The 26,408-nt window shown below is 71.8% G+C and carries 23 protein-coding genes; 14 read left to right on the top strand and 9 right to left on the bottom strand.

The features are described 5' to 3' along the window. Positions 1-10 precede the first annotated feature (10 nt). Entirely contained in the window at positions 11-763 is a 753-nt protein-coding gene (locus tag ABGB11_RS29115; protein ID WP_347637869.1) for a peroxide stress protein YaaA, read from the top strand. A 107-nt stretch (positions 764-870) separates the two neighbouring features. On the opposite strand, the gene ABGB11_RS29110 is transcribed toward ABGB11_RS29115, so the two are convergent. From ABGB11_RS29110 to ABGB11_RS29100, 3 genes are all read right to left on the bottom strand, one after another. Then, positions 871-2,520 carry an RNA polymerase sigma factor gene (locus ABGB11_RS29110; RefSeq protein ID WP_347637867.1) on the bottom strand — a complete coding sequence of 550 codons (1,650 nt, stop codon included), beginning with the start codon at positions 2,518-2,520 and terminating at the stop codon, positions 871-873. 253 nt (positions 2,521-2,773) lie between these two features. Further along, entirely contained in the window at positions 2,774-4,918 is a 2,145-nt protein-coding gene (locus ABGB11_RS29105; protein WP_347637865.1) for a SpoIIE family protein phosphatase, read from the bottom strand. Between the two features lie 420 nt (positions 4,919-5,338). Further along, entirely contained in the window at positions 5,339-5,929 is a 591-nt protein-coding gene (locus ABGB11_RS29100; protein ID WP_347637863.1) for an HhH-GPD-type base excision DNA repair protein, read from the bottom strand. Positions 5,930-6,023: 94 nt separating this feature from the next. Between ABGB11_RS29100 and ABGB11_RS29095 the strand changes: the two genes are divergently transcribed. The 10 genes from ABGB11_RS29095 to ABGB11_RS29050 all read left to right on the top strand — a co-directional run bounded on the left by ABGB11_RS29095 (position 6,024) and on the right by ABGB11_RS29050 (position 15,930). Further along, complete coding sequence (locus tag ABGB11_RS29095; RefSeq protein ID WP_347637861.1) at positions 6,024-6,728, top strand: molybdopterin-dependent oxidoreductase; 705 nt, start codon at positions 6,024-6,026, stop codon at positions 6,726-6,728. After that, on the top strand, positions 6,712-7,422 hold the full coding sequence (locus ABGB11_RS29090; protein ID WP_347637859.1) for a cytochrome b/b6 domain-containing protein: 711 nt from the start codon (positions 6,712-6,714) through the stop codon (positions 7,420-7,422). The genes ABGB11_RS29095 and ABGB11_RS29090 overlap by 17 nt, the downstream gene beginning before the upstream one ends. A gap of 135 nt (positions 7,423-7,557) precedes the next feature. Then, positions 7,558-7,806 carry a hypothetical protein gene (locus tag ABGB11_RS29085; protein WP_347637857.1) on the top strand — a complete coding sequence of 83 codons (249 nt, stop codon included), beginning with the start codon at positions 7,558-7,560 and terminating at the stop codon, positions 7,804-7,806. Positions 7,807-8,000: 194 nt separating this feature from the next. Further along, positions 8,001-9,539 (top strand): hypothetical protein, encoded by a 1,539-nt coding sequence (locus tag ABGB11_RS29080; RefSeq protein WP_347638003.1) that lies wholly within the window; start codon positions 8,001-8,003, stop codon positions 9,537-9,539. A 97-nt stretch (positions 9,540-9,636) separates the two neighbouring features. Continuing rightward, the gene (locus tag ABGB11_RS29075; RefSeq protein ID WP_347637855.1) at positions 9,637-11,208 is read left to right on the top strand and encodes an SseB family protein; all 1,572 of its coding nucleotides are present in this window, start codon (positions 9,637-9,639) and stop codon (positions 11,206-11,208) included. A 61-nt stretch (positions 11,209-11,269) separates the two neighbouring features. Next, positions 11,270-13,327 carry an SseB family protein gene (locus ABGB11_RS29070; RefSeq protein ID WP_347637853.1) on the top strand — a complete coding sequence of 686 codons (2,058 nt, stop codon included), beginning with the start codon at positions 11,270-11,272 and terminating at the stop codon, positions 13,325-13,327. After that, positions 13,324-13,692 carry a hypothetical protein gene (locus ABGB11_RS29065; RefSeq protein ID WP_347637851.1) on the top strand — a complete coding sequence of 123 codons (369 nt, stop codon included), beginning with the start codon at positions 13,324-13,326 and terminating at the stop codon, positions 13,690-13,692. The genes ABGB11_RS29070 and ABGB11_RS29065 overlap by 4 nt, the downstream gene beginning before the upstream one ends. Positions 13,693-13,721: 29 nt before the next feature. Continuing rightward, positions 13,722-14,474, top strand: a complete 753-nt coding sequence (locus ABGB11_RS29060; protein WP_347637849.1) for a 5-oxoprolinase subunit PxpA — start codon at positions 13,722-13,724, stop codon at positions 14,472-14,474. After that, positions 14,471-15,085, top strand: coding sequence for a 5-oxoprolinase subunit PxpB (pxpB, locus tag ABGB11_RS29055; RefSeq protein ID WP_347637847.1), 615 nt, complete (start codon positions 14,471-14,473; stop codon positions 15,083-15,085). Before ABGB11_RS29060 ends, pxpB begins: the two co-directional genes overlap by 4 nt. Further along, positions 15,082-15,930: a biotin-dependent carboxyltransferase family protein gene (locus tag ABGB11_RS29050; RefSeq protein ID WP_347637845.1), complete on the top strand. Its 849-nt coding sequence runs from the start codon at positions 15,082-15,084 to the stop codon at positions 15,928-15,930. The genes pxpB and ABGB11_RS29050 overlap by 4 nt, the downstream gene beginning before the upstream one ends. Here ABGB11_RS29050 and ABGB11_RS29045 read toward each other — a convergent pair. The 3 genes from ABGB11_RS29045 to ABGB11_RS29035 are packed head-to-tail and all read right to left on the bottom strand — an operon-like array spanning position 15,927 to position 19,591. Beyond that, positions 15,927-16,622, bottom strand: coding sequence for a histidine phosphatase family protein (locus ABGB11_RS29045; protein ID WP_347637843.1), 696 nt, complete (start codon positions 16,620-16,622; stop codon positions 15,927-15,929). The genes ABGB11_RS29050 and ABGB11_RS29045 overlap by 4 nt on opposite strands. 10 nt (positions 16,623-16,632) lie before the next feature. Next, the gene (locus ABGB11_RS29040) at positions 16,633-17,013 is read right to left on the bottom strand and encodes a crosslink repair DNA glycosylase YcaQ family protein (protein ID WP_347637841.1); all 381 of its coding nucleotides are present in this window, start codon (positions 17,011-17,013) and stop codon (positions 16,633-16,635) included. A 43-nt stretch (positions 17,014-17,056) separates the two neighbouring features. Then, positions 17,057-19,591 carry an AAA family ATPase gene (locus tag ABGB11_RS29035; protein WP_347637839.1) on the bottom strand — a complete coding sequence of 845 codons (2,535 nt, stop codon included), beginning with the start codon at positions 19,589-19,591 and terminating at the stop codon, positions 17,057-17,059. A gap of 215 nt (positions 19,592-19,806) precedes the next feature. Here ABGB11_RS29035 and ABGB11_RS29030 point away from each other — a divergent pair, with 215 nt between their 5' ends. Next, the gene (locus ABGB11_RS29030) at positions 19,807-20,556 is read left to right on the top strand and encodes a ribonuclease HII (RefSeq protein WP_347638001.1); all 750 of its coding nucleotides are present in this window, start codon (positions 19,807-19,809) and stop codon (positions 20,554-20,556) included. 71 nt (positions 20,557-20,627) lie between these two features. Then, on the top strand, positions 20,628-21,260 hold the full coding sequence (locus tag ABGB11_RS29025) for an endonuclease (protein ID WP_347637837.1): 633 nt from the start codon (positions 20,628-20,630) through the stop codon (positions 21,258-21,260). A gap of 48 nt (positions 21,261-21,308) precedes the next feature. Here the strand turns inward: ABGB11_RS29025 and ABGB11_RS29020 are convergent, their stop codons facing one another. After that, on the bottom strand, positions 21,309-22,763 hold the full coding sequence (locus ABGB11_RS29020) for a TerD family protein (RefSeq protein WP_347637835.1): 1,455 nt from the start codon (positions 22,761-22,763) through the stop codon (positions 21,309-21,311). 132 nt (positions 22,764-22,895) lie between these two features. Beyond that, positions 22,896-23,528 carry a TetR/AcrR family transcriptional regulator gene (locus ABGB11_RS29015; protein ID WP_347637833.1) on the bottom strand — a complete coding sequence of 211 codons (633 nt, stop codon included), beginning with the start codon at positions 23,526-23,528 and terminating at the stop codon, positions 22,896-22,898. 120 nt (positions 23,529-23,648) lie between these two features. Between ABGB11_RS29015 and ABGB11_RS29010 the strand changes: the two genes are divergently transcribed. Continuing rightward, a complete protein-coding gene (locus tag ABGB11_RS29010; RefSeq protein WP_347637831.1) occupies positions 23,649-25,142 on the top strand; it encodes an MFS transporter in 1,494 nt (497 codons plus the stop codon). Positions 25,143-25,147: 5 nt separating this feature from the next. Here the strand turns inward: ABGB11_RS29010 and ABGB11_RS29005 are convergent, their stop codons facing one another. Then, positions 25,148-26,197 carry a biotin/lipoate A/B protein ligase family protein gene (locus ABGB11_RS29005; RefSeq protein ID WP_347637829.1) on the bottom strand — a complete coding sequence of 350 codons (1,050 nt, stop codon included), beginning with the start codon at positions 26,195-26,197 and terminating at the stop codon, positions 25,148-25,150. Positions 26,198-26,408 lie beyond the last annotated feature (211 nt).

Raw genomic sequence — 26,408 nt, 5'->3', positions numbered from 1 at the left:
GAGGGGAATCGTGCACATCCTGCTGCCGCCGTCGGAGAAGAAGGCTACTGGTGGGGACGGTCCGCCCCTCGACCTGGCCTCCCTGAGCCTCCCCGGCCTCACACCCGTCCGTGAGCGCGTGCTCGCGGCCCTGGTCAAGGTGTGCCGGCGGAAGGACGCAGCGGACGTGCTCGGCCTCTCCCCCGGCCAGGCGGACGAGGCCCTCGCCCGTAACAGGGCGCTGCACGAGGCGCCCACGCTGCCGGCCGCCCGGCTCTACACGGGCGTTCTCTACGACAACCTCGATCTTCCCGCCTTGGACGCCGAGGCCGCCGCGGAGCAGATCATCGTCTTCTCAGGCCTGTGGGGCGCGCTGAGGCTCACCGACCGCGTCCCGCCCTACCGGCTGGCCATGGCGGTGTCCCTGCCGCCTGCGGGACGTCTGGGAGCGCTGTGGCGCCCTGTGATGCGCCAGGTGATGGACGAGGCCCTCGGAGACGGCGATCTGATCGTCGACATGCGGTCCGGCCCGTACGCGTCGGTGTGGAAGGCGCCGCGGCCCGCCGTCGCGGTGCGGGTGTTCCGGGAGCGGCTCGTCCGGGGCGTCGCGAAGCGGACCGTGGTCAGCCACATGGCCAAGGCCACCCGCGGGCGCATCGCGCACGACCTGCTCAAGGCGGGCGCGTCGCCGCGCACCCCGGACGCGCTGCTGAAGGCCGTGGCCGATCTCGGCCACACCGCCGAACTGAACGGCACGAACCTCGACATCGTCCTTCACGACTGACGCCGTCCTTCACGACCGACGCCCCGCCGCCCGCCAGAGGGCGGCACAAGAACAGGACGTAAGAACAGGGCCCCGCACCAAGCGGGGCCCTGTTCTTACGCGTGTTCTCAGTCCAGGTAGTCGCGCAGTACCTGGGAACGGGACGGGTGACGCAGCTTCGACATCGTCTTGGACTCGATCTGCCGGATGCGCTCGCGGGTCACCCCGTACACCTTGCCGATCTCGTCCAGCGTCTTCGGCTGCCCGTCGGTGAGGCCGAACCTCATCGACACCACGCCCGCCTCACGCTCGCTGAGCGTGTCCAGGACGGAGTGCAGCTGCTCCTGCAGCAGCGTGAAGCTGACCGCGTCCGCCGGGACGATCGCCTCGGAGTCCTCGATGAGGTCGCCGAACTCGCTGTCGCCGTCCTCGCCGAGCGGCGTGTGCAGGGAGATGGGCTCGCGGCCGTACTTCTGGACCTCGACGACCTTCTCCGGGGTCATGTCGAGCTCCTTGGCCAGCTCCTCCGGGGTGGGCTCGCGGCCCAGGTCCTGGAGCATCTGCCGCTGCACCCGCGCCAGCTTGTTGATGACCTCGACCATGTGCACCGGGATGCGGATGGTGCGGGCCTGGTCGGCCATCGCGCGGGTGATCGCCTGCCGGATCCACCAGGTGGCGTAGGTGGAGAACTTGTAGCCCTTGGTGTAGTCGAACTTCTCGACCGCGCGGATCAGGCCCAGGTTCCCCTCCTGGATCAGGTCCAGGAACAGCATCCCGCGCCCGGTGTAGCGCTTGGCGAGCGAGACCACCAGGCGGAGGTTGGCCTCCAGGAGGTGGTTCTTGGCGCGGCGGCCGTCCTCGGCGATCCACTCGAAGTCCTCGAGGTCTTCCTCGGACATCGCGGGACCGGACACGGCGAGCCGCTCCTCGGCGAAGAGCCCGGCCTCGATCCGCTTGGCGAGCTCCACCTCCTGCTCGGCGTTCAGCAGGGGGACCTTGCCGATCTGCTTGAGGTAGTCCTTGACCGGGTCGGCGGTGGCGCCGGCGGCCGCGATCTGCTGGGCGGGCGCGTCCTCGTCGTCGTCGCCGAGGGTGAAGCCCTCCTCCTCGGTCGGGGCGTCCGTCTTGGCGCCGGGCGCGGGCTTGGCGGCCGGTGCGGCCGGCGCCTCGTCGGCCTCGGGCTCCTCGACCTCGGCGGCGGCGTCGTCCTCCAGCTCGACGTCGAGGTCGGTCAGGTCCTCGTCGAGGTCGACGTCGATCTCGTCGTCGGCCTCCGGCCCGTCGCCCTTCTTGGCCGGCTCGGCCTTGGCGGCCGCGGCGGCCGGGGACGCGGCCTTCTTGGCGGGCGCCGCCTTCTTGCCCTTGGCCTTGGCGCCCTTGGCGGCCGCGGCCTTCTTGGGCGGCGCGGGCTTGGGGGCCGCCGGGCGGGGCTCGGCGACGGCCTCCTCGGGCGCGTCGTCGCCGACGACGGCGGTCACCGTGTCGGGCTGCTCCTTGGCGGCGGCGGCGGTCTTGGGCCTGCGTGCCGGCTGCGTCGCGCGCTTGCGCGGACGCTTGGGCGCCGCGGAGTCGGCAGCGCTCACCATGACGGTCACACCCTCCTTGCTGAGGCTCCGCAGAATGCTGGAGGCCTTCGACACGGGGATGTCGGCCTCCTCGAACGTACGTCGTACGTCGTCGGCGTCGAGGTAACCCTGGGACCGTCCACGCTCGATCAGTTGCGCGATGACGTGATCGTGCAGATCTGACGCTTTCGAGGTCGAGCTAGCAGGCGACACAAATACCTCTCGAACGAACGTGTGGCTTGGTTGACCCAAGTGCCCTGACGGGCCCGGCCTCACACTGGGTGGGACCACACACGGAGCGGACCTCCCGGTGCGGGACCGCAGCGTACCCGCTCTCTCTGGGTCAAGCATTCTGGCACTGCTGCGCATTCCGCCTTGGAGTCCTACCCGGTAACTCTCCACCTTAGAGGGCGCGGGACGGTCCTTCGAACGCGCTCCACCGTCTTCACGCCGTCTTCGGCGGGCTTCACGCGGACTTGGGCGGGACATGCAGGGCAAGCACGGTCACATCGTCTACCTGCTCATATCCGGCAAGCATCCGATCGACCAGGAAGTCGACGAGTCTTTCGGGATCTCCTACCACTTCAGGTGGGGCGTCGGCCGCCACGGCGACGAGCTCCTCCAGCCCGGCGTCCACCCCACGCCTACGGTTCTCCACAAGTCCATCGGAATAGAACACCACAGTGTTGCCGGTCTCGATGGAAAAACTTGTCTGCTGCCGCTGGCTCGGCCAGCCGAGCGGCGTTCCGGGCTCCAGCGTGCTCACGCGCGCGGGCGCGTCGGGCGAGATCAGAAGAGGCGGCGGATGGCCCGCGTTGCTGAACTCCCCCTGCCCCGTCTCAGGGTCGATGACCACGTACGCGACGGTGGTGAACTGCTCTTCGTCCTCGGTCGCGCTGAACAGCCGGTCGAGCCCGGCCAGGACGGCGGCGGGACGCGGATCGTTGAGCGCCAGCGCGCGCAGGGCGTTGCGGACGCGTCCCATTCCGGCCGCGGCGAGGACCCCCTTGCCCATGACGTCGCCCACGGCCACGGCGAGCCGGTCGTCCGGAAGACGGAAGACGTCGTACCAGTCGCCGCCCACCTGGACATGGCGCGTCGCGGGGTTGTAGCGGGCGGCCAGCACCATGCCCGGCAGTTGAGGCAGATCGCTCGGCAGCAGGCTGCGCTGGAGCTCCTCGGCCGTCTTGTGCTCGCGCTCGAACAGCAGCGCCCGCTCCACGGCCAGGGCGCACTGGCCCGCCAGCGCCTCCAGGAAGACCCGCTCCTCCTCGGTGATCTCCCTGGGCCGGGTGAAGGAGAACCGCAGGGCGCCGATCGGGGCACCCGCCGCAAGCAGCGGCAGGCCCACCCAGGCGCGCTCCTCGGTGTGCTGGGCGAACAGGTCGCGCTCACCGTGACCGAGCTGCAGGCGGAGGCTGTCGGGATGCTCGGCCAGAAACGGCCGACTTTCGCGGACCGCCACCGACATCACGGTCTGGTCGCTGACCTTGATCGCGTCGCGGGAGGCCGAGGCCGACACCGCCTCGCCCTCCGTCCCGGGCTGGGACGGGGCCACGATGCTGAGCCGCAGCTTGTCGTCGTCCAGCAGAGCCACCGCGGAGTAGTCGGCGCCGATGGCGGACCGCCCGACCTCGGTGATGACCTGGACGACCTGGGAGACGGTCAGGGCCTCGGCGAGCATCGAGGTGGCCTGCTGGAGCCGCGCCGTGCGCAGCGCCGCCGCCGACAGCTGCTCGGTCAGCCGGCCCCGCATCTCCTCGGCCTCGCGCTGGCCGGTGACGTCGGTGTTGGCGCCGACCCACTCGATCACCGCGTCGCCCTGCCAGATGGGCACGGCCCGGACGTCGAAATGGCGGTAGGTGCCGCTCTTGGTGCGGATCCGGTAGTTGGTCTCGAAGACCCGGTTCTCCTCGACGCACTCGCGCCAGACCGCCTCGATGCGGGGCCGGTCCTCCGGGTGCACCACCGACAGCCAGCCGCCGACCGCGTAGTCGTCCGGCGTCTGGCCGGTGATCGCGCGCCACTCGGGGGCGTCGTCGATCACACCGCCGCCCGGGTCCGCGACCCACACCACCTGGGCGCTGGCCTCCACGAGCGACCGGTAACGCTGCTCCTTGCGGCGGATGACCTCCTCGGCCCTGCGCCGCTCGGTGACGTCCAAGGCGGTCAGGACGACCCCCGGGCGCTCGTCGTCGCCGTTCCTGGCCGGCAGCCACGTGCACGCCAGGATGCGCTCCTCGACGGCCGTGGCCACGCCGGAGGCGTCGCCGGGCGGCCCTTCCGGGGCGTCGGCGGGGACGACCAGATCGAGGTCGCTCACCGGCCGGTCCTCGTCGATCACCTTGCGCAGGGCCGTCTCGAACGCGGCGGCCACGCCCTCGGGCAGCACCTCGGACGGCCTGCGCTTCTGCAGATCCCGGACGGCCACGCCCAGCAGCGCCGCCAGCGCGTCGTTGGCCCTGCGGCAGCGCAGGTCGCCGTCGAAGAACGCCAGCCCGCCGGGGGCTTCCTTGAGAAGGGTCGCATACAGTGCGGCGTCGGACGCATCCATGGGCTGCCCCTCCACCCCTGAGACGCGGGGATGCGGGACGGACGTCTCGGTGCTCAAGGACAACACCTCCGCCCCAGAGGGTCCCGTACCGCGCGGCAATTTTTCATCACTATGAGTGAATGGGAGCAGGTTAGCGCTCCCGCCTCCATCACAACACCGGTCGGAGTCAGGTAATCATCATCCCGATGGTTCGCCGCGTACGGAAGCCCTGATGAACATCCTTGTCCCTTCGGCCACCGGACGAACTCGTCGGATTCGGACGCCGTCCTGGAAGGACGCGCGAGACGGCCATCCGGACGGCGAGTAGGAGATGTTACGGCGCCTCGGCATCACAGGGTGTCAACCCGCCTCGCTCGGCGAGTTGGCAGGCAGGGCTCGGCGAGTTGACAGGCAGGGCTCGGCGAGTTGACAGACCGGTCGGCCGTCTCCTCAAGCGCCCCGCCTGGGGATATTCGCTTTCCCAGCGGCCCCGCTCGCTTACTTCGCGGCCTTGGCGGCCTTGGCGGCGGCCTTCATCTCCTGCTTGAAGGCCCGCACCTCGGCAAGGGACTCAGGGCCGGTGATGTCGGCGACCGACCGGTGCGAGCCCTCCTCACCGTACGCGCCGGCGGCCTCCCGCCAGCCTTCCGGCCGGACCCCGTACTGCTTGCCCAGCAGCGCCAGGAAGATCTGCGCCTTCTGCTTTCCGAACCCAGGGAGAGCGTTCAGGCGCTTGAACAGCTCTTTGCCGCTCTCGACGTCCTTCCACACGTTCCCGGCGTCCCCGTCGTAGTGCTCGACGAGGTACTGGCACAGCTGCTGCAGGCGCTTGGCCATCGAACCCGGGTAGCGGTGGACGGCCGGTTTCTCCGACAGGAGCGCCGCGAATCGCTCGGGGTCCTGCGCGGCGATCTCGTGCGCATCCAGATCATCGCCGCCGAGCCGCTGGGCGATGGTGTACGGCCCGGTGAAGGCCCACTCCATCGGGATCTGCTGGTCGAGCAGCATGCCGGCCAGCGCGGCCAGCGGGCTGCGCCCGAGGAGCTCGTCGGCCTCCGGACGCTGCGTGAGATGAACCTTCGTGGCCATGCGCCCAGCTTAGGGCGGCCTCCGAATCTGTCAGAAGTCTTACGGACATCACGGAAACCTGGCGGGCCACAGGCCGCGGTGTTCGAATGGAGTCGTGAAAGAGGAGGAACGAGCGGAAGGCAGCCCGGTCGGACGGCGGGTCGTGCTCACGATGCTCGGCCTCGGCGCGGCGGGGGTCGCCGTCGGAGCGTCCGTCCAGGACAAGGTGAGCCGGACGCTGGCGCCGGTAGGACCGATCGGGGACGTCCTACCGGCGGCCGGCGGGTTCCGGTACTACTCAGTCACCCCCAGCGTGAAGCGTCACAGCGCCGCGACCCACCAGGTGACCGTTACCGGCCTCGTGGACAAGCCGCAGTCGTTCGGCATGGCCGACCTGGCGCGGCTCCCGCAGACGGTGCTCGACAGGGACTTCCAGTGCGTGACGGGCTGGCGCGTGCCGGATGTGCGGTGGGTGGGCGTGGCCCTGCCCGAGCTGCTCGACGCGGTCGGCGTGTCCTCCCAGGCGCGCGCGGTGCGGTTCACGTCGTTCGACGGCGTCTACACCGAGTCGCTGACGCTGGCGCAGGCACGCCGCAGGGACGTCCTGGTGGCGACCCAGATGGACGGCAAGCCGGTCACTCACGATCACGGCGGGCCGACGCGGCTGTACGTGGCGCCCATGTACGGCTACAAGTCGCTGAAGTGGCTCGACGGCATCGAACTCACCGACAAGGTGAAGCCCGGTTACTGGGAGAACCTCGGTTACGACGTGGACGCGTGGGTCGGACGGTCGAACGGGCGTGATGATGAGCCGACCTGACCACCCGCCGAGGTGGCTCGCCCGGTTCACCAGAGCCGAACGTTCGATCCACCATGCCACCGCGCTCCTGATGCTGATCTGCCTGGTAACCGCGGCACTGCTCTACCTGCCGATGCTGTCGACGCTGGTGGGCCGCAGGGAAATGGTGAAGACCGTGCACGTCTGGTGCGGCTTCGCGCTGCCCGTGCCGGTGCTGCTCGGGCTCGCGTCCCGCGCGTTCAGGGCCGACCTCCGCCAGTTCAACAGGTTCGTCCCGTCGGACTGGGAGTGGCTCAAAAGCAGCGACCGCAGGGACGTGCGGGGCGGCCGCGGGATCTTTCCCGTGGGGAAGTTCAACGCGGGGCAGAAGCTCAACGCGGCGTTCACGGCGGGCGCGATCCTCATCATGCTCGGCACCGGCGAGATCATGACCTTCCCCGGGCCGTGGGGCGACCGGTGGCGGACGGGCGCGACGTTCGTCCATGACTGGCTGTTCCTCATCATCGTCGTGGTGACTGCGGGGCACCTGTGGGAGGCGTTCCGAGACCGGGGCGCGCTCAACGGGATGCTCACCGGGCGGGTCGACCCCGGCTGGGCGGCGCGGCATCACCCCCGTTGGGCGGACGCGCAGGTCAGGGCCCGGAGCGGCGATCCGGACGAAACCTCCGGTGACCGGGAGTCAGAATTTGCGAAACGACGTCCCGGTACGTCTTGACTTGCCCCACAAAAACGCTGGAATGGGACATCGAGGCGGGGTTCGCGGACGCTCCCACGGCGGCCGCAGGTGATGCCGCGTCTCGGCCGGCGGCATCCCCGTCCGCCGGAACCCCGTGCGCGGAGGTGTGCGCAGATGCCTGCACTGGCCGATCACCGGAGCGAGATCCGCGACGCGCTCGCACGACGGCTCTGTGACGAGTTCACGACCTTCCCGTCGGAGGCGGTGCACCGGTGCGTGGCCGACGTCCAGGCGTGCATGGCCCATCTGGGGCTCGATGCCACGCCCGCCAGGGTCGAGCGGATGGCCCGCGAGCATCTCACCGGCGTCCTGAAATCGGAGCCGCCCTCCGGTCGCGCGCCCGCCGGCGGAGTGGACGGCTGAGCGTCGGGGAGGCCTGTGGCGCGCCAGTGGCGGGCCCGACGGCCCATTCCGGCCTTCGCCGGTGTCCTTCACACCGGCCTCGCAGGATCTGAGAAGCTAGGAGGGTGAGTCCCCGCAGCCGCAACCGCTCCTCCGGGGACCCGGCCTGGGACGGCCCGTCACCCTCGAACGAGATCTCGGCGATTTTCGACGGCATGCTCCGGCACGCCCGCGAACTCCTCGCCGTCCGCAGTCCCCTGGACGCCGAACTCATCGTCAGCGAGATCCTCGGCTCGTGGTGGGGGCAGCGCGTCCCCGACGGGGACGTCGAGGAGGTCATCGGCGAGGCCCTGGTCTCCCATGCCGGGGCCGCGCGGACGCCTGCCGCGCTCGCGCTGCTCACCGGGGTCGCCTACATGGGCACCTCCAGGCAGGCGGCCATGGCCGAGCGCGCGGCCCTGGAGCTGATGGCCGACGGCGTCGCCAGACCCGGGTGGGCCGACCGTGTGGGCATGGTCGAGCCGGAGGCCTGCTACGTGTCCCGGGACGTCTACGGCGACCAGGACTCCGTCATCTGCACCTACACCTACGGGGGCAGCGAGCGGCACGCCCTGGTCATCCTGGTGGACCGCAACAAGGCCGGAGCCGTCCAGCCGTCCACCGGCCCGTTCACTCCCGCGGCACGAGCGGGACGCCCGCCCGCGAGCGGGTTGGTCAGGGACGCCTGGGTCTCGTCCCAGGTGGACAAGCTCCTCGACCACTGCCGCAGGGAAGGCCGCGACAACCCGCTGATGCGCTTCGAGCAGCTGGACTCGCGCGACACAAAGGCCTTACTGCAGAGCGCCCTCGATCTCACCAACACCACCGACGACCCGCCGGTGAGCGAGAACTTCGGTTCCTACCAAGCGTTCGTGCGCGCACGTGTGGACATCCTCCCGCCGGGTGGACGGCTGCCCCAGCCGCCGGTGTACGGGCGGGACAGGCGCGCGACGATCGCGGCCAGGTTCCTCGCCTCCGATGAGGCGGAGGAGCTGTCGGACCTCTCCGCGGCGAGCCGCTGCGTGGACCGCATCATCGACTACGGCTGCACCCATGACTTCGGCCGGCCGCTGCGGGTCAGCCCGATCAAATGCGAGATGTTCCTGCTCGACTGGCTGCCGCGGAAGGTTCTCCTCTCCCCGTCGGAACAGGAAGCGGTCCCCCACGTGCTGGCCGCGTGGGTCCGCTGGGCGGGCCGCCGCACGGGGCTGCCGGAAGAGGGCATCAGAGCCACGCTGGACGCACTCTGGGACGCCACCGCGAAGTTCGCCGAGGCCTACCGCGACCCGTCCGCTTTCGGCCTCGACCGCGAACTGGTCGACCGCCTGCTGCCCGACGGCGACCTGGAGGCGCTGCCCCGCCGGGCGTTCGCCCTGCCGTTCCTGTCCGGCACGCACCGGCACTCCGGCCGGCACGGCTTCATCAACCTGTCGAAGCTCGATCCCGCCGATCCCGACGACCGCCGCGCCATCCTGGAGTTCGAGCACCCGGGCGGCGGCGACGACCACCTCGACGCGCACGTCCGCCTCGCCGAGAGGCTGTGGGACGGCGACCCCCCGCAACTGTGGGACACCGCCCAGTCGCTCCTGGACGTCGGCTACGAACGCCACGAGATCCTGCACAAACTCATCGACGTCCTCGACCGCTCCGGAGGTGATCCGGAAGCCCTGCGCGAGGGCCTGCGTGTGCTTCGTCACGAACCGCCGCCCGAGTGAACTCCCGGTTTGCGCGCGGCGCTCCCGGCGACAATCATCGGTTCCCGGGCATGGTCTCGCGGGACCCGGGTCAGGCCCCCGGTCGTAGGGAGTGATCTTGTTGGAGTGGTCCGAGTTCGCCCGGCGGCTGGGACGTGAGCTTGCGGGTCTCGAAACGGACACGATCCTCATCGTGCGCGAGCGCGATGAGAGCCGTCACTACGTCCAGGCCATGCGCGAGCCCGACCGGCTCTACGCCGAGGCCGTCAGCAACAACTTCCTGGAAGGGCCGCTCCTCCTCACCCTGGCCGACGAGGAGGTCATGAGCGACGCGGGCTGGCGCCCGCCCGCCGACCCCGCCCCGCGCAACTGGTGGACGGAGCTGCCGGAGACCGGTATGCCCGGCGGAATGCCGGCCGTGACCGACGCCGACTTCTCGCGGCTGGCGGACGTGATGGTCACCGCGCTCAGGGACGTGCAGGGCGTCCGGCGCCCGTCCGACCTCGTGTACGAGTCGTTCCACCGGCACGGGAACGGCCTGATCGAACTCGTCGACTTCGGCATCGACGTGGCCGACCCGTCGCGCGTGAACAAGCGCCGCTCGTCCTCCGGAGCCGTCCCGGAGCCGAACCCGCTGCCCGCGGGCCCTCCCCCCGCGGGGAGCCCCATGGCGCTGCCGGAGCAGGCCGTGCCCGGCATGAACGCCGAACTGCTCGAACCGCGCCTGGCCGAGGCCAAGGCGAACGGCGACAACACCACCTACTTCCGGCTGCTGGCGAGCGCCGACCTGGTCCTTCCTGCGACCGCCTCCGCCGTGGAGGACCCCGACCGCGCCGAGTTCCCCACCATCACGATCGGCGGCGACACCTACATCACGGTGTTCACCTCGCCGGGCGCCCTCGCGCGCGCCGGCGAACGCCACCCCGGCCTGTACCGGCGCGTGTCCTTCGGGCAACTGGCGGCCGGCTGGCCCGACCCCGCCTGGCGGCTGGCCATCAACTGGGGCCTGCCGAGCGAGGTCCTGCTGGACTCGTCCGTCATCGGCCGGCTGGACACCGGCCAGAACGTCACGCCCGCCGCGGCACCGGACGTCCCCAACCCGTACGGGACGGTCGACCCGAACGCGCTCGCCGGCCCGAACCCGGTCGCCGGCGGTTCCGGGCCGGCCGTCAACGGTTCGGCCCCCGTCCCGGACGGCCCGTTCGACGAGACCCACACCGCGATCGACCCGTACACGGCGGCCGACCTGCGGGCGGCGCTCGAAGCCGGGACCCCGGAGCCCGAGAGCCCGCGGTCCGAGCCCGAGAGCCCGCGGCCCGAACCTGAGCTCGTGCGGCCCGAACCTGAGCTCCTGCGGCCCGAACCTGAGCGCCCGCGGCCCGAACCTGAGCGCCCGCGGCTTGAGGCCGAGCGCCTGCGGCCCGAGCCGGCGGCGGCCCCTCTGGGCGCGCCGACCGATCCCCCGGCCGACACACCGGCCGCACTCCCGGCCGAGGAGCCGCCGGCTCCGAGGAGGGCGCCGGCCCACGGCAAGCGGCCCGCCCAGGTCCCCATGCGGCTGCCCCACGGCACCCGTCTCTGGCGCACCACCGGCGAAGGCGACCGGACACCTCTCGCGATATTCGACGCGGTGGGCGGTGTCTGGGCGCCGGTGCGGGCGGACGCCGTTCCGGCTCCCTGGACCGAGTGACCCACCGTTCAGCTACCGTCGAGTACGGAAGCCTCCCCGCGAACGTGAAAGTGGATCCCGAGTGGACTGGAACGACTTCGCCCAACGGCTGACTCTGGAGCTTTCACGACTGCCCGTCACCTCGTTCCTCATCGTGCAGGGGTCCAGCGGGCTGCCCTACGTCCAGGCCATGAGGTCCGAGGGCGTGCTGGACGCGGAGGCCGTCGGGAGCGCGTTCCTGCCCCGTCCGCTGGCACCGCGCCAGGAGCGGCGGCTGAGGGCGCTCGGCTGGGAGCCGCCGGACGAGGAGGAGCGCAAGAACTGGTGGGACCGTCTCACCTTCCGCGAGCGCGGTGGGCGCGGCGGCCGAGCCTCCGCCGAGCTCCTGGAGGCGTGCGCCCTTCTCGCCGGGCAGATGATGGGCGCGTTCCGCGACGTCTACGGCATCGAGTCCCCGCTCGAACTGGTCTACCAGGCGAGCAGGTCCGGCCCCGACGGCGGGCCGCTGGCGCTGCCCGGCCTCGGCATCCCGCTGGCCGTCCCCGAGGAGCAGGGCCGTTCCGGGCGGGCGGCGTCCCGCCGGGCACGCCCCTCCGGCTCCGCCCTGGAGACGGCGCTCACCGAGGCCCGCGAACGCGGTGACCAGCACGGGTACCTGGAGCTCCTCGCACGCGCGGTCCTCTACCTGCCCGCGCCCGGCGATCCGGAGGCAGCCGAGCACCAGTTCGCCACGGCCCAGTTCGGCGACGGCACGTTCATCCTCGCCTTCACCTCCCCCGAGGCGATGGATCGTTCCCTCCAGGGGCAGGCGGTCCATCACCGGCAGGCGACACTGGCGGAGCTGTCCAGGCGCTGGCCGCACCCGGAGTGGCAGCTGGCCGTGAACCCCGGCCTTCCCAGCGCGTGCTACCTGGACGCCAACGCGCTGCTCGAACCCGAGGAGCCGAGCCGGACCGCTCCCACGCCTCCCGTGCCCACGGACGTCCACGTGGCGGGCCCGTCCAAGCGGACCCGCGCCAAGGCCGCCCGGCGCGCCCCGGCCGACGGACGCCGGGCCCCCAAGCCGCCGGAGAGCCCCGAACGGGCCCGGACCGGACCGGAGGTGCCCTCCGACGTTCCCGCGCCGTCACGGGCGGGCACAGCCCCGGCCGGCGCCTCACCCACGCGCCGGCCTCCCGCTCCGGCATCCCCGGCTCCGGCGCCGTCCGCCGCGGCGCCTCCGGCCGCCGCGCCGACGGCTCCGATGCCACCGGTCACGGCTCCGGCTCCGCCCGCTCCGGCGGCGCGACCGGCGGCCTCCGCCCCGCGATCCGTGCCCGTGGCGGAGCCGCGGGCTCCCGAGCAGCGTCCCTCCTCGCCCCGGCCGGCCCGCCCTCCGGAGGTCCCGGCGCCGCGGGAGACGCCCCCCGACCAGCGGCGCCTGCCGCAGCGCCGGTCCGCCGCCCCGGCGAACCCGTCCCGCGAAACGCCGAGCGACCCCCACGGCCTCCCGGTGGCGCCCCTCTACGGCCAGCGCGACCGCGACAAGGCGACCACCCGGCAACAGAGCATCCCCATGGCCGCGGCCCGGGAGAAGCGCGATGCGCCGGCGCCGCCACCGCCGAGCGCGCCGTCCCCCACGGAACAACAGCCGCCGGACAGAGCGCCGCAGATCGTGGTGATGCAGAAGGTCCTGCGGCCGGAACATGTGCAGCACTACCTGGAAGGCGGCTACGACCTGGTCGCCGGTTACGTGCACCGGTTCCAGGACCTGCGGGAGATCAGGACGCCCGCGGCACTGATCCGCGCGCTCGGGCTGGTGTACGAGGGGTCGCCGTTCTCGCCCGCGGACGAGCAGGTCTTCGTCCTCCGCTGGCCGGCGGTCAAACCGGCCCTGTTCCGGCGCCCGCTGGGCGGGATCGACGAATGGAGCATGGGGATCATCCCCGGCGGCTGGGTGATCGAGAAGGCGCCGTTCCCCGGCTCCGGCTACGCGCCCGGCGACGGGCCCGCCATCCCCGAGTTCAAGATCGAGAGCCAGCGGCTGCCGCACGCCGCCGAGATATACCGGCTCGACTCCGAAGGCACGGAGACCCTCGTGGCGGGTTACGACGCCGACCTGCGCAGGTGGGTCGTCAAGCGGCCGGGAGGACGCCGGTGACCATCAGGCACGGCTACTACGCGACCTGGCGGGGCACCGAGTACGAGGCGAGCCCGGACGAGGACGTCGTGCGGCTCTACGCCACGCGGGCGGCCGAAGGCTTCCAGCAAGTCACGCCTGACAGGTACGTCCGCGTGGTGCCCCTGTCGGAGGTCGACCAGCTCCGGTACGTGACGACGCACTGCACGTGGCGTGGTGAACCGTTCGTCGTCCTGGGCGAGCACGACGGCTGGCTGCGCGTGGAGTACAGCGGAGGCAAGGCGCCCTTGGCGGAGGCACTCGGGCTGGAGCTCTTCGACCGGGGCGTGTACCAGGCGTGGGCGTCCGAGCACGAGGTCGAGGGTCTGCACGAGGAGACCGTCTGAGGCACGCGGATCAGTGGTAGGTCTTGGGCATGGCGGTCATCGACATCAACGCCGATCTCGGCGAGGGATTCGGCATCTGGGAGCTGGGCGACGACCTGGCGCTGCTCGACGTCATCACGAGCGCGAACGTGGCCTGCGGTTTCCACGCCGGCGACCCGCTGATCATGCGGCGGGTGTGCGCGGCGGCGGTCGAGCGCGGGGTGACCATCGGAGCGCAGGTGTCCTACCGGGACCTGGCCGGTTTCGGACGCCGCGAGATGGACGTGGCCGCACCGGAGCTGACCGCCGAGATCCTGTACCAGCTCGCCGCGCTGGACGGCATCGCGCGCGTCGAGGGCGGGCGGGTGGCCTACGTGAAACCGCATGGTGCCCTCTACAACCGGGTCACGCGCGATCCGGCGCAGGCGCGTGCGGTGGCCGACGCGGTACGTGAGTACGACCCGTCACTGCCTTTGCTGACCCTTCCGTCGTCCGCGCTCCGCGACGCCGCCGACGGGCTCACGGTGGTCGCCGAGTGCTTCGCCGACCGCGCCTACACCCCGTCCGGGGCGCTCGTGTCCCGCCGCGAACCCGGTGCGGTCATCCACGACCGGGAGGCCGTGGTGGAGCGTGCGGTGCGCATGGCCGTGAAGGGCACCGTCGTCGCCGTGGACGGCAGTGAGGTCGCGTTGCAGGCCCGCTCCATCTGCGTGCACGGTGACACGCCCGGCGCGGTGGCGCTGGCCCGGTCCGTCCGGTCGGCCCTGTCCGAGGCGGAGGTCGCGCTGGAGCCGTTCGCGTGAACGTCCTGCGGGCCGGTGACCGGGCCCTGCTCGTCGAGACCGGCGACCTGGCGACCGCGCACCGGCTGAACGCCGCACTGAGGGACACGCCGCTTCCCGGCGTCGTCGACGTCGTCCCCGGCGAGCAGACCGTCCTGGTGATCGCCGGTGCGTCGGCCGATCTGGACCGGATCGCCGCGCGGCTCCCGCGGCTGCGGCTTCCCGGCGACGCCGAGGGGGCCGCGGAGCCGGTGGAGATCCCGGTGGTCTACGACGGCGAGGACCTCGACGAGGTCGCCGGCCTCACCGGGCTGTCGCGCGACGAGGTCGTCCGCCGCCATGCCGCGGCCTCGTACACGGTCGCCTACCTGGGGTTCTCCCCCGGCTTCGGTTACCTGTCGGGGCTGGACCCGGCGCTGCACGTGGCGCGGCGCGAGTCTCCCAGGACGTCCGTGCCGGCCGGTTCGGTCGCGATCGCGGGACCGTACGCGGCCGTGTACCCGTCCCGGTCGCCGGGAGGCTGGCGGCTGCTCGGGCACGGCGACCTGCGGTTGTGGGACGTGTCGCGCGACCCTCCGTCCCTGCTCAGGCCCGGGATGCGCGTCCGGTTCGTGCCCGAGGAGCGTTCTTGATCGAGGTCGTGCGCCCGGGGACGCTGGCGACCGTCCAGGACCTCGGCAGACCCGGCCGCGCCCACCTCGGCGTGCCCCGGTCCGGTGCCGCCGACGAGGGCGCGCTCCGGCTGGCCAACCGGCTCGTCGGCAATTCCGAGGGATCGGCGGCCGTGGAGTTCACCTTCGGCGGTGCGGCCCTGCGCTTTCATGACCGGGCGTGGGTGGCGGTGACCGGGGCACCGGTACCGGTGCGCATCGACGGCCGAGCCTGCGGGACGCACGCGCCGTGCCATGTGCGGGACGGTGCCGTCCTCGAACTCGGCATGCCCTCGGCAGGGCTCCGGAGCTATCTCGCCGTGCGGGGTGGTGTCGTCGTCGACGATGTCCTGGGGAGCCGTTCCACCGACCTGCTGTCCGGTCTGGGGCCGGCGCCTCTCTCCCCTGGGGACCGCCTGCCGGTCGGCTCGGTCGAGAACCTCGACGACATCACCGTGGACGTCGCGCCGGTGCCGCCTCTCCCTGAGATACCGGTGTTGCGCATCATCCCCGGACCGCGTGACGACTGGTTCACCGAAGACGCCATGGTCACGCTCACCTCCGAGCAATACGAGGTGTCGCCGGCGAGCAACCGCGTAGGCGTCCGGCTGGACGGACCGCCCCTCGCCCGCGCGCGCGACGGCGAACTGGGCAGCGAAGGGATGGTGACCGGTTCGCTCCAGGTTCCGCCCAGCGGGATGCCCATCATCTTCCTGTCCGACCATCCGACGACGGGCGGCTACCCGGTGATCGCCGTGCTCGCCTCCGCCGCGATCGACGTGGCCGCACAACTCCGTCCCGGGCAGAAGCTGCGTTTCCGCCTCTAGGTCAGCGGGGCCGGAGCGGACCACTCCAGGTGGGAGACGTCGTTGAACCCGCGGAGCGACGCCAGGCCGCCGAGCCGCACCAGCCGCGAGATCGACCCGTTGTCGGGGGCGAGGAACGCGAACGGCCTGGCGCCCGTGGCCGACGCGAGCGCCTGCGCGATCACGCCGCCGTGGGTGAAGACCGCGATCCGCCCGCCCGCGTGCGCCGCGGCGAGCCGGGTCAGGCTCTCCTCGACACGCGCGGCGAACGCCTCGGAGTCCTCCGCCCCGGGGATGACGTCCCAGCGCTCTTCGGCGTACATCCGCTGGGCCACCGGATCGTTCTCGGCGACCATCTTGCGGAACAGCCCGCCCTCCCACTCGCCCAGATGGACCTCGCGCAGCCCGTCCTCGACCTTGGGCCGCAGGCCCAGCCGGCGGGCCAGCGGCCCCGCCGTCTCCTCCGTGCGGCGCAGGGGCGTCACGTAGATTGCGTCCAGGTCCTCACCGGCGAGACGCTCGGCGACCCGTTCGGCCTGCTCGCGGCCTTCGGGGGCGAGTTCCGGATCGCCCTGGCCGTTCACTAGCGGGAACGGCCGGTCGGGACGCGCCGGCGCCGAGGCGCCGTGCCTGATCAGGAGCACATCGGCGGCGCCCGGCGGGGCTTCGTAGCGTGTCTGACGATATTCGGTCGGTTCGTCCCGCTCGTCCACACTGAGCACCCTAGACGATCATGGTGAGCGCGTCGGCCGTTGCGGGACCGTGCGCGCCCAGACAAGCGTGGATCACCGTGCGGGCGGCGTCCTCCACCGCCGGAAGGCCCGCCCAGCCGGGCAGCCATCGGGCGGGCGAGGTGAACGTGACCTTGCTGCCCTGCGGGGGGCCGTAGCAGAGCACGCCCCACCAGGCCAGCGGCTTGAGCAGCGTCCCCCAGCCGGAGCCGAGCACGTCGGCGAGATGCTGCGATCCCGTCCTGTCCACGACGGCCCGTGTGAGTTCCTCACGGGTGAGCGCGGCGTCCAAGGCGGAGGCGCCTTCCGCCTGCTCGACGTACTGCCGCCGCATCCGCCAGGCCAGCACCTGATCCCACGTCACCGGAGACATGCCCTGATTACACCGCAGCCCACCGACGGCCCACACCGGCCTGTCAGGCCAGGCGATGGGTCAGCTCGTTGAAGGCGTCCCTTACATCGTCGGTGGTGAGGAGCGTCAGGTCGGCGGTGGTCGCCGCGGACCCGAGCCGCGCCGCTCTGAGGGCACGGCGCGCGCAGGCCTTCTCGTACATGGAACGGGCGAAGCGGCCGTTGCCCAGCTCGTCGATCCGGCCCGTTCCGCATGCGCGCTGGAAGACGAGGGCGAGGTCGTCCAGAGCACGCTCCTCCCAGCGGTCGCCTCCCTGTTCGGCGATGAGCTGCGCGATACGGAGCAGTTCGTCCGGCCCGTAGGAGGGGAAGTCCACGCGCACGTCGAAGCGGGAGGCGAGGCCGGGGTTGGACGACAGGAAGCGGCCCATGTCGTCCTCGTATCCGGCCAGGATGACGACGAGGCGGTCGCGGTCGTCCTCGGCGCGTTTGAGCAGCGTCTGCACCGCCTCAGCGCCGAACGCGTCCCCGCCTGCATAGCCGGGGTTGCTGAGCGCGTACGCCTCGTCGACGAACAGGACGCCGCCCAGGGCCGAGTCGATGACCTTGTTGGTCTTCAACGCCGTCGCGCCGAGATGCTCGCCGACGAGGTCGGCGCGCTGGGCCTCGACCACCTCGGGACGGGCGAGGAGGCCGAACGCGGCGAAGATGCGGCCGAGGACCCGGGCGACGGTGGTCTTGCCCGTTCCCGGCGGTCCCGTGAAGACGAAGTGGCGCGTCGGCGGGCGGGTGACCAGCCCCTGCTCCTGCCGCATCCGCGCCACCTGGAGCTGGGCCGCGATCTCCCGGACCTGCCGCTTGACCGGCTCCAGCCCGATCATCGCGTCGAGCGAGCCCAGGGCCTCGTCCAGCGTCGGGGTCTCGGCGTAGCCGCGGAACCGTTCGGTGACCTCGGCGAAGGCGGTCTCGACGTCTTCGGCGCGCACGGTGACCAGATCGTCGGCGGTGGGTCTGGCGGGCCCGCCGGACGCCGAGACGGACTCGACCACGCGGACGTCCCGCGCGCGCGCCGCCGCCTCTGTCAGCGACCGGACGAACCGTCCGTTTCCCAGATCGTCGATGATGCCGCGCCGTTCGACCTCTTCGAAACGGTTCGCGAGACATCTCCGGGCCTCCGGGTCCAGACGGTCGTCGCGGAGGCTGGTGTGGTACTCGGCGATCTGCAGCAGCTCCGAAGGCCGGTACGAGGGGAAGTGCACGCGCGTGCCGAACCGGGAGGCGAGCCCGGGATTGGAGTCGAGGAACTCGGCCATCTGCGCGTCGTAGCCGGCCAGGATGATGACCAGGTTGTCGCGGTCGTCCTCGGCTCGCTTGAGCAGCGCCTGGACCGCCTCGTCACCGAACCGGTCGGGCTGCCCTTCGGCGGAGTTGACCAGGCTGTACGCCTCGTCGATGAACAGCACCCCACCGAGAGCGGAGTCGACGAGCCGGTTGGTCTTGATGGCCGTGGCGCCGAGGAACTCACCGACCAGATCGGCGCGGTGCGCCTCGACCAGGGCGGGCTCCGGGAGGAGGCCGAAGGCGTAGAAGATCTTGGCCAGCACGCGGGCGACGGTGGTCTTGCCGGTCCCGGACGGCCCTACGAAGACGAAATGCCGCATGGGCTTCTCGGTGGGCACCCCCGCGGCGGCGCGCATGTGCGCGGCCTCGATGGACGCGGCGATGGAGCGGACCTGCCGCTTGACCGGCTCCAGCCCGATCATGTTCTCCAGTTCCGCGAGCGCGTCCGCGACGGAGATGTCCGGTGACTCGTCCGTCCGGCGCTCCGGGGGCGGCTGCCGTTCGGAGACGGAGGCGGCGTCGGCCGCCTGCGCCGCCGCGCGCTGGTCCGGGACCCCCTGCGCGGCCGCGGCACCGGTGTCCTCACCGGTGGGACGGCGGTCGGGTCTGGCCGGCTTGTCCGGCCGTTCTCGCGGCCCCGCCATGGCGTCCCCCTTCGGGCTCGCCTGCTCCTGCACCCAGCCTGTCTCGTAGGCCTCCGCGGGCACCGTGCGCCTGGCCCGGTCCCAGCGGTAGGCGAGGACGGCCAGCGCCGCCGCCCAGCCGGGCGCCACGCCCGCCGCCGGCAGCGGATGCGCGAGCGCCGCCGCCGCCACTCCCGCGGCGGCCAGCGCCAGGAGGGTCGTCCTCCACGGCGTGTAACCGCGGAGGCGGTAGGCGACGAACGCGACGGGCGCGGCCAAGGCGGCGAGAAGCACGGCGGGGTCCAGGTACAGCGGCGTTCCCTCGTCCGGATAGAGCCCGCCCAGAGGAATCGACACGCCGAGCCAGGCCAGGATGACCGCGACGACCGCCATCCCTGTAGGCGAGCGCAACGTCAGATGGACGACGACCATCGCGATCACCGTGAACGCGGCCGCGCCGAGGATCGGCCCGTCCAGGACGACCGTCGCGGAGAGCACCAGGGCGAGGAGCAGCACCGCGCCCAGGAACCGCAGGCCCGGAGCGACCTGGAAATAGCGCCACCGCAGGCGCTCGAAAAGATCCCGCGCCGCGGCGTCCTTCGCCGGGCGGGAGCGGGACCTGCCGAACAAAGCCATCAAGAGCGAGTAAAGCGCAGGACCGCCCGGAACGGGACTCCCCCGGCCCGGTTCGTTGCGTTCTCCCGACCCTGCCTGGTGCGGAACAGAACGCACGCGGCAGAGGAGCCACGACATTCGTCCTGTCCAGAAGTCGGGGCCCTACGATCAGTGACGCGAGCCGTCACCTGCCTGAAGGAGATCCCTTGACCGACTCCACCGGCGCCCTGCCCGGCATGGTGCCCCCGCCGGCCTCCGCCGAAGGCGTCTCGCGCGTCGCCGGCTACGAGATCGAGGAGGAGCTGCTGGCGGCGCCGTCCGGAAGTGGCCCTGCCGTGCGGATCGCCGGAGTGGACGAGGTCGGGCGCGGCGCGTGGGCGGGCCCTGTCGTGGTCTGTGCCGCGGTCACGGACCTGAGCCCGCCGCCCGTGCTGCCCGGACGCGGGAAGAAGACGGTCGCGCTGACCGACTCCAAGCTCCTCACCGAAGCCCACCGCGCGTCGTTCGCCGAGCTTCTCCCGGAATGGCTGACCGGGCATGCCATCGGCGCGTCCAGCCCCGAGGAGATCGACGAACTGGGCATGACCGAGGCGCTGAAGCGCGCTGCCGTCCGTGCATTGGAGGCATTGCCCGTCCGGCCCGACATCGTCATTCTCGACGGGAAACATGACTTCCTGAGCCGTCCCTGGCGCGTACGGTGCGAGATCAAGGCGGACCAGAGGTCGGTCACCGTCGCGGCCGCGTCCGTCCTTGCGAAGGTCCACCGTGACCGGCTCATGGCAGAACTGGACGGTGAATTCCCCGGCTACGGGTTCGCCGACAGCGCCGGATACCCGTCACCCGTCCACCAGAAGGCTCTGCAAGAGCACGGACCTACTCCCCACCACAGGCTTTCGTGGTCTTACATGGACGACCTTCCAGCCTGGCGCCACCTGAAGAAGCACCGTGACCCGCTCGCGGGTGAAGGGCAGCTCAGCCTTTTGTGAAACCGCCTCGCGCCTGTGCGATGAGTCATCCGCACCGGCTCGGGTAGGCGGCAGCACAGGAGGTACATGCCATGGATGCCGTCGTCAAGAAGCTGATGCACGAGTCCGGCGGTACGTTCGCCGAAGAAGCCGGCATACCGCTGAAGGACCAGCCGGCAGCGCTCTTCAAGCTGCTGGTGCTGGCGAACCTGCTGAGCGCCCGCATCTCGTCCGACATCGCCATGTCCGCGGCGCGCGAACTGTTCGACGCCGGAGGCGGGACGGCGCGCGGGATGGCCAGGCTGACCTGGCAGCAGCGTGTCGACGCGCTCGGACGCGGCCACTACGTCCGCTACGACGAGAGCACCGCCTCCCGGCTGGGCGACATGGCGGAGATGGTCCAGGACAGGTACCAGGGCGACCTGCGGCGGCTCGCCATAGCGGCGGAGCGCGACCGCAAGAAGGCGGCCGACCTGCTCAAGGAGTTCCCCGGCATCGGCCCCACGGGCGTCGACATCTTCTGCCGTGAGGCGCAGGCCATCTGGCCGTGGCTGCGCCCCTACATCGACGAGCAGGTGAAGAAGGGCGCCGAACGGCTCGGCCTGCCCGCCGACCCCGACGAGCTCGCCGCGAAGGTGCCGGACAAGGATCTCGCCCGGCTCACGGCCGCGCTCGTCAGGGTGGCCCGCGACAAGAAGCTCGCCGAACACCTGAAGGCCGCGTAGCCGCGGCGCGCGGTCAGCCCTTCCGCGCGATGAGTCGTCGCCGGGCGGTCAGTCCTTGCCCCGCGAGGCGACCCACTCCAGGTTCCACCCGTACGCCTGGTCGACCGTCATCTTGCCCCAGCGCGGGCGGCCGGGCGGCGGGAGGACGTAGCGGCCCTCACGGCGCACGACCAGCTCGCCGTTCACGTTCTCGATGAGCGCCAGGACCGCGTCCCGGGACGCGTCCATGCAGTCGTTCATGCGCATCTCGATCGGCGCCGCGTTCACCGGGAACAGCGTGGCGACCGCGTCCAGGCCGCGGAAGTCGTCGGCGCCGTCGTAGATCTCGGCGAACACCAGGATCCGCTTGAAATCGGCCGTGTGGTCGAGGTTGATGTGGAGGTTCTCCCCCGAATCGATCGCCCCGGTGCGGTCGTCCTTGTCGAGCTGGATGAACGGAGCGCGGTTCAGCGCGCCCATGTCACCGAGCGCGTGGATGATGCCCTTGCGGCCGTCCTGCAACTCCCACAGGCAGCACAGGTCGAGGTCGAGGTCGACGCCGCGGCGGCGCTTGCCGAGCCGTCCCTTCGCGACGCCCTCGCGCGCGCTCCAGTTCAGGTTGACGCGCATGTGGCCGGACGTCGCGCCGTGCTTGGTCAGGGACACCGACGGCGCGTTCTTCGTCAGCGAGATCTTGCCGCCCTGCTGCTGGGGCTGCTGGGGGGCCGCCGGCGGAGGGGGCGGAGGAGCGTACTGCCCTTCGGGCGGCGGAGGCGGGGTGTACTGGCCGGGCGGCGGCGGGTACTGGCCAGGGGGCGGCGGAGGAGCGTACTGGCCACCGGGCGGAGGCGGCGGAGGCGCGTACTGACCGCCTGGAGGCGGCGGAGGCGTGTACTGGCCACCGGGGGGCGGGGGCGGCGCGTACTGCTCCTGCGCCGGCGGGGGCGGCGGGGCCTGCGGCTGCGGGGGCGCGGGCGGAGGCGGCGGGGCGGCCCGGCCCGGGTCGTCGACCGAGATCCCGAAGTCGGTGGCCAGGCCCGCGAGCCCCGAGTCATAGCCCTGGCCGACCGCCCGGAACTTCCACGCGCCCTGCCTGCGGTAGAGCTCGCCCAGCACGAACGCGGTCTCGGACGTGGCGCCCTGGCTGTCGAACCGCGCGACCTCGGTTCCGGCCGCCGCGTCCACCACGCGCACGTACAGGCCCTGGAACTGGCCGAACGTCCCGCCGTCCGAGGACGCGGCGATGACGATCTTGTCGATGGCGGGCTCGACGCGGTTCAGGTCGACCGACAGGACGTCCAGGACGGTCGGCCCCTGCTGCTTGCCCTCGTGCCGGACGGCCCCGGACGCGTGCGCGGGCTGGTTGTAGAAGACGAAGTCGTCGTCCGACCGCACGCGGCCCGTCTCAGCGACCAGGAGCGCCGACGCGTCCGCGTCGGGCACGCCGGGCCCACCCTGCCAGCCGAGTTCGACCCGTACCGAGGGGACCGGCACCGCGGTGTTGGCGCCCTTCTGCATCGACATGAACGCTCCTCAACATCGATCGATGTCACCAACCTAGAGGCAGTCGCACGGCCCCGCGACCTGCCATGGAAGGATGACGCACGGCAGGGGCGGCGAGTTCCGCTCCGCACGGCGGCCTCGCACAACGCGGCCTCAACCGGCCTCGGTGGGCGGTGCACCGGGGAGCGGCGCCGGCTCGGGTGTGCGCAGGCCGTCCAGGACGATGCGCAGGTTGCGGTCCCACTGGTGCTCGCCCGCGTGCAGGCCGACCGTGTGGTCCCCGGTGGAAACGGAGACCAGCAGGAACGCGACGTCCTGCCACGCGATGTCCGCCCGCATGGCCCCGGCGCCTTGGGCCCGCTCGACGAGCATGCGGATACGTTCGCGCAGTTCCGTGCGGGCCTCTCCCAGAACGCCGCCCAGGGCTTCGCTGATGTCGCACAGCTCGTTCCGGAGCCTTGTGTAGGACGCGGCGAAGTCGCAGAAGCCCTTCCACGGGTCGGGATCGGCGAGCCCCTCGTCGCCCTTCTCGACGATCTCGCCCAGGACCTCGGCCAGGACGGCCTCGAGAAGCGCCTCCAGCGTGCTGACCCGCCGGTAGAACGTGCCGACGCCGACCCCGGCGCGGCGGGCGATCTCGTGCGCGGTGACCTCGCCGCCGATCTCGCCGGCGGCCTCCCGCGCCGCCTCGACGAGACGCTCCAGGTTGCGCCGGGCGTCGGCGCGCGGCCTGCGGCCGGAACCGTCGTCCAGCAGCCGGTCCACGGCGCTCCTGGTGCCCTCCATGAACGCGATCCTAGTCATAAGCGGACGCTTACAGTCCGATTCAAGTGGACAGGAGCGGTCCGCTTACGCTAGCTTCCGTCGAAGCGGACGCCGCCGGTCCGCTTAACGGAAGGATTGATCATGGCCACGAACGGCTCCCGCGCCATGAAGATCACCGCCCTCGCCGCGGGATTCGTGATGGCGAGCGTGGACGCCACGGTGATGCAGATCGCCGGGGCGACGATCCAGCAGCGGCTGGACGCGTCACTGGCCCGGCTCACCTGGGCGGTCGACGGCTACGTCCTGACGTTCGCCGCACTGCTGATGCTCGCCGGCGGCCTGGCCGGCCGGCTGGGAGCGCGGAAGGTCTACCTGTGGGGCATGGCGGTGTTCTTCGCCGGGTCGCTGGCCGCCGCGCTCGCACCGGCGATCGACGTGCTCATCGCCGCCAGGCTCGTCCAGGGCGTGGGCGCCGCGCTGTTCATGCCGAGCTCCCTCGCGCTGCTCCTCAGGGAGTTCCCCGACCCCCGCGGCCGCACCCGCGTGCTCGGGATCTGGTCGGCGATCGTGTCCGCGTCCTTCGCGCTCGGCCCGACGGCCGGCGGCGTCCTCGTCGGCGCCTTCGGCTGGCGGAGCATCTTCCTGATCAACCTGCCGTTCGGCATCGCCGGCATGGTGCTGACCCGCCGCTTCATCACCGCCGCCCCGGGCCGCCCCGCATCTCTGGGCGTCCCCGGCCACGCCGTGCTGGTCGCCGGGCTCGCCGCGCTCAGCTACACGCTGATCGAAGGACCGCACCAGGGATGGGGCTCGCCTCCCGTCCTCGCGGCGGCCGGCGTGGCGCTGGCGACCGCCCTGCTCCTCCCGCTGCGCGAGCGCCGCGCCCGCATCACCGTCATGCCGTGGACCATGTTCCGCGACCCGCCCTTCACCGGAGCGAACGCCGTGGGGCTCCTGTTCAACGCGGCGTTCTACGGAACGCTCTTCCTGGCGGGGCTGTACTTCCAGCACGCCGCGGGCGCCGGCCCGCTCAGGGCCGGGCTCCAGATCCTGCCGCTGACGATCTTCATCCCGCTCAGCAACCTGGCGTTCGCGCGCCTCTCCGCACACATCCCGAACGGCCCGCTGCTCACGGTCGCGCTCCTGGTCGCCGCGGCGGTCTCCTTCGCGCTGACCGGCATCACCCCCGCGACCCCGTACTGGGCGACCGGTGCGGCCCTCGCGGTGACCGGCATCGCGGGCGGCTTCGTCTCCCCCGCCATGACCGCCGTCACGGTCGACGCCGCGGGCCCGCAGAACGGCGAGGTCGCCGGCTCCGTCCTCAACACCGGCCGCCAGATCGGCACCCTGATCGGCATCGCGGCCATCGGCGCGGTCCTGGGCGCGTCCTCCGGCTGGACGACCGGTGCGACCATCGCGTTCGCCCTGATCGGCGCGTGCTACGTCATCGCCGCCGGGGTCGCCTGGCGCCTGATAGCCCGGCAGCACCCAGAAAGCCACCACCGCCCCACCACGACCACCGGCCAGACGACCACGTCGGCGGTCGCAGGCCGCAACCGCCGACGCCCCGGCCGGGTAGGCGACCTGCTCGACGACCGTCCGAGTACGGCGAACGAGGCGAAATGCGGGCAGTGAGTAGGTCAGGGAACCCGGGCGGTCCAGTCGGACGTGCTGAACTTGTCGGTGACGTACTTCTGGGCCAGGCGCAGCTCGTCGTCGCTCACCCGGTCCTGGGTCAGGCCGTACCGCGTGCGGAAATGGCCGATCATGCGGTCGATGATCTCTTCCCGGGGAAGGCCGGTCTGCCGGCGCAGCGGGTCCACGCGCTTGGCCGCGCTGGCGATCCCCTTGTCGGAGACCTTCTCCCGCCCGATCCGCAGGACCTGGAGCATCTTGTCGGCGTCGATGTCGTACGCCATGGTCACGTGGTGCAGCACCGCGCCCGCGGCGAGCCGCTTCTGCGCCGCACCCGCGATCTTGCCCTGGTCGGAGGTGATGTCGTTCAGCGGCTGGTACCAGGCCCTGATCCCGAGCTCGCCGAGCGCGCCCAGCACCCAGTCGTCGAGGAACGCGTAGCTCTCCGCGAACGACATGCCCGCCACCAGCGTCTCCGGCGCGTACAGCGAGTAGGTGATGGTGTTGCCCGGTTCGATGAACATGGCCCCGCCACCGCTGATCCGGCGGACGACGTCCACCCCGTGCCGCTCCGCCGCCCCGGCGTCGACCTCGTTCCGCAGCGACTGGAAACTGCCGATCACCACCGCCGGCGACGCCCACTCCCAGACGCGCAGCGTCGGCGGGCGCCGTCCCGCACCGACCTCCTCCGCGAGCACCTGGTCGAGCGCCATGTGCAGGGCCGGCCCCTGCGGCGCCTCGTGGATCAGCCGCCAGTCGTGGTCGCGCCAGTCCGACGCGCGCGCGACGGCCCGCCGCACCGCGATCCCCACGGCCTCGGCGGTGATGCCGAGCATCACCGTCTCCCGCGGCAGGGCCGCCTGCACACGCCCGCCGATCGCCCGCGCGTCAAGCCCAGCCGGAAGCCCCTCCAGGGCGGCGTTGATGGTCTCCAGAGCCTCGTCCGGCTCCAGGAAGAAGTCCCCGCTGATCCTGGGGGATCGCAGTAGCCCGTCCACGACATCGACATCGGCGACGACGAGCTTGCCGCCGGGAACCTTGTACTCACCGTGCATCACGTACAAGTGAACCCCGCCGCCTCGCCCTCTCTTCCACACCCCACCCCCGACCCCCACCACATCACCGACCACCCCACGCACCCAGCCACCCTCACGCGGGCGGGTATCGGGGCGCGGGTGGGCGCTAGGGTTCGGGCAATCGACGGATCGGAGGGGGCATGTCAAGACCGGGAAGGCCTGTCCGTGGCTCGGCCGGCGGGCGTCCGCT

The organism is Actinomadura sp. B10D3 (assembly GCF_039871695.1).
GTDB lineage: Bacteria > Actinomycetota > Actinomycetes > Streptosporangiales > Streptosporangiaceae > Spirillospora > Spirillospora madurae.
Note: the sequence above shows the minus strand (reverse complement) of the source record. Positions and strands in the feature narration are given on the sequence as shown.

What these genes read in the sequence shown, in the direction of transcription:
- ABGB11_RS29035 (WP_347637839.1), bottom strand. Translation starts at nt 19,591, where the DNA reads ATGGCTTTGTTCGGCAGGTCCCGCTCCCGCCCGGCGAAGGACGCCGCG.
- ABGB11_RS29010 (WP_347637831.1), top strand. Translation starts at nt 23,649, where the DNA reads ATGGCCACGAACGGCTCCCGCGCCATGAAGATCACCGCCCTCGCCGCG.
- ABGB11_RS29085 (WP_347637857.1), top strand. Translation starts at nt 7,558, where the DNA reads ATGCCTGCACTGGCCGATCACCGGAGCGAGATCCGCGACGCGCTCGCA.
- ABGB11_RS29005 (WP_347637829.1), bottom strand. Translation starts at nt 26,197, where the DNA reads ATGCACGGTGAGTACAAGGTTCCCGGCGGCAAGCTCGTCGTCGCCGAT.
- ABGB11_RS29090 (WP_347637859.1), top strand. Translation starts at nt 6,712, where the DNA reads ATGATGAGCCGACCTGACCACCCGCCGAGGTGGCTCGCCCGGTTCACC.
- ABGB11_RS29060 (WP_347637849.1), top strand. Translation starts at nt 13,722, where the DNA reads ATGGCGGTCATCGACATCAACGCCGATCTCGGCGAGGGATTCGGCATC.
- ABGB11_RS29015 (WP_347637833.1), bottom strand. Translation starts at nt 23,528, where the DNA reads ATGGAGGGCACCAGGAGCGCCGTGGACCGGCTGCTGGACGACGGTTCC.
- ABGB11_RS29040 (WP_347637841.1), bottom strand. Translation starts at nt 17,013, where the DNA reads ATGTCTCCGGTGACGTGGGATCAGGTGCTGGCCTGGCGGATGCGGCGG.
- ABGB11_RS29025 (WP_347637837.1), top strand. Translation starts at nt 20,628, where the DNA reads ATGGATGCCGTCGTCAAGAAGCTGATGCACGAGTCCGGCGGTACGTTC.
- ABGB11_RS29030 (WP_347638001.1), top strand. Translation starts at nt 19,807, where the DNA reads ATGGTGCCCCCGCCGGCCTCCGCCGAAGGCGTCTCGCGCGTCGCCGGC.
- ABGB11_RS29080 (WP_347638003.1), top strand. Translation starts at nt 8,001, where the DNA reads ATGCTCCGGCACGCCCGCGAACTCCTCGCCGTCCGCAGTCCCCTGGAC.
- ABGB11_RS29020 (WP_347637835.1), bottom strand. Translation starts at nt 22,763, where the DNA reads ATGTCGATGCAGAAGGGCGCCAACACCGCGGTGCCGGTCCCCTCGGTA.
- ABGB11_RS29100 (WP_347637863.1), bottom strand. Translation starts at nt 5,929, where the DNA reads ATGGCCACGAAGGTTCATCTCACGCAGCGTCCGGAGGCCGACGAGCTC.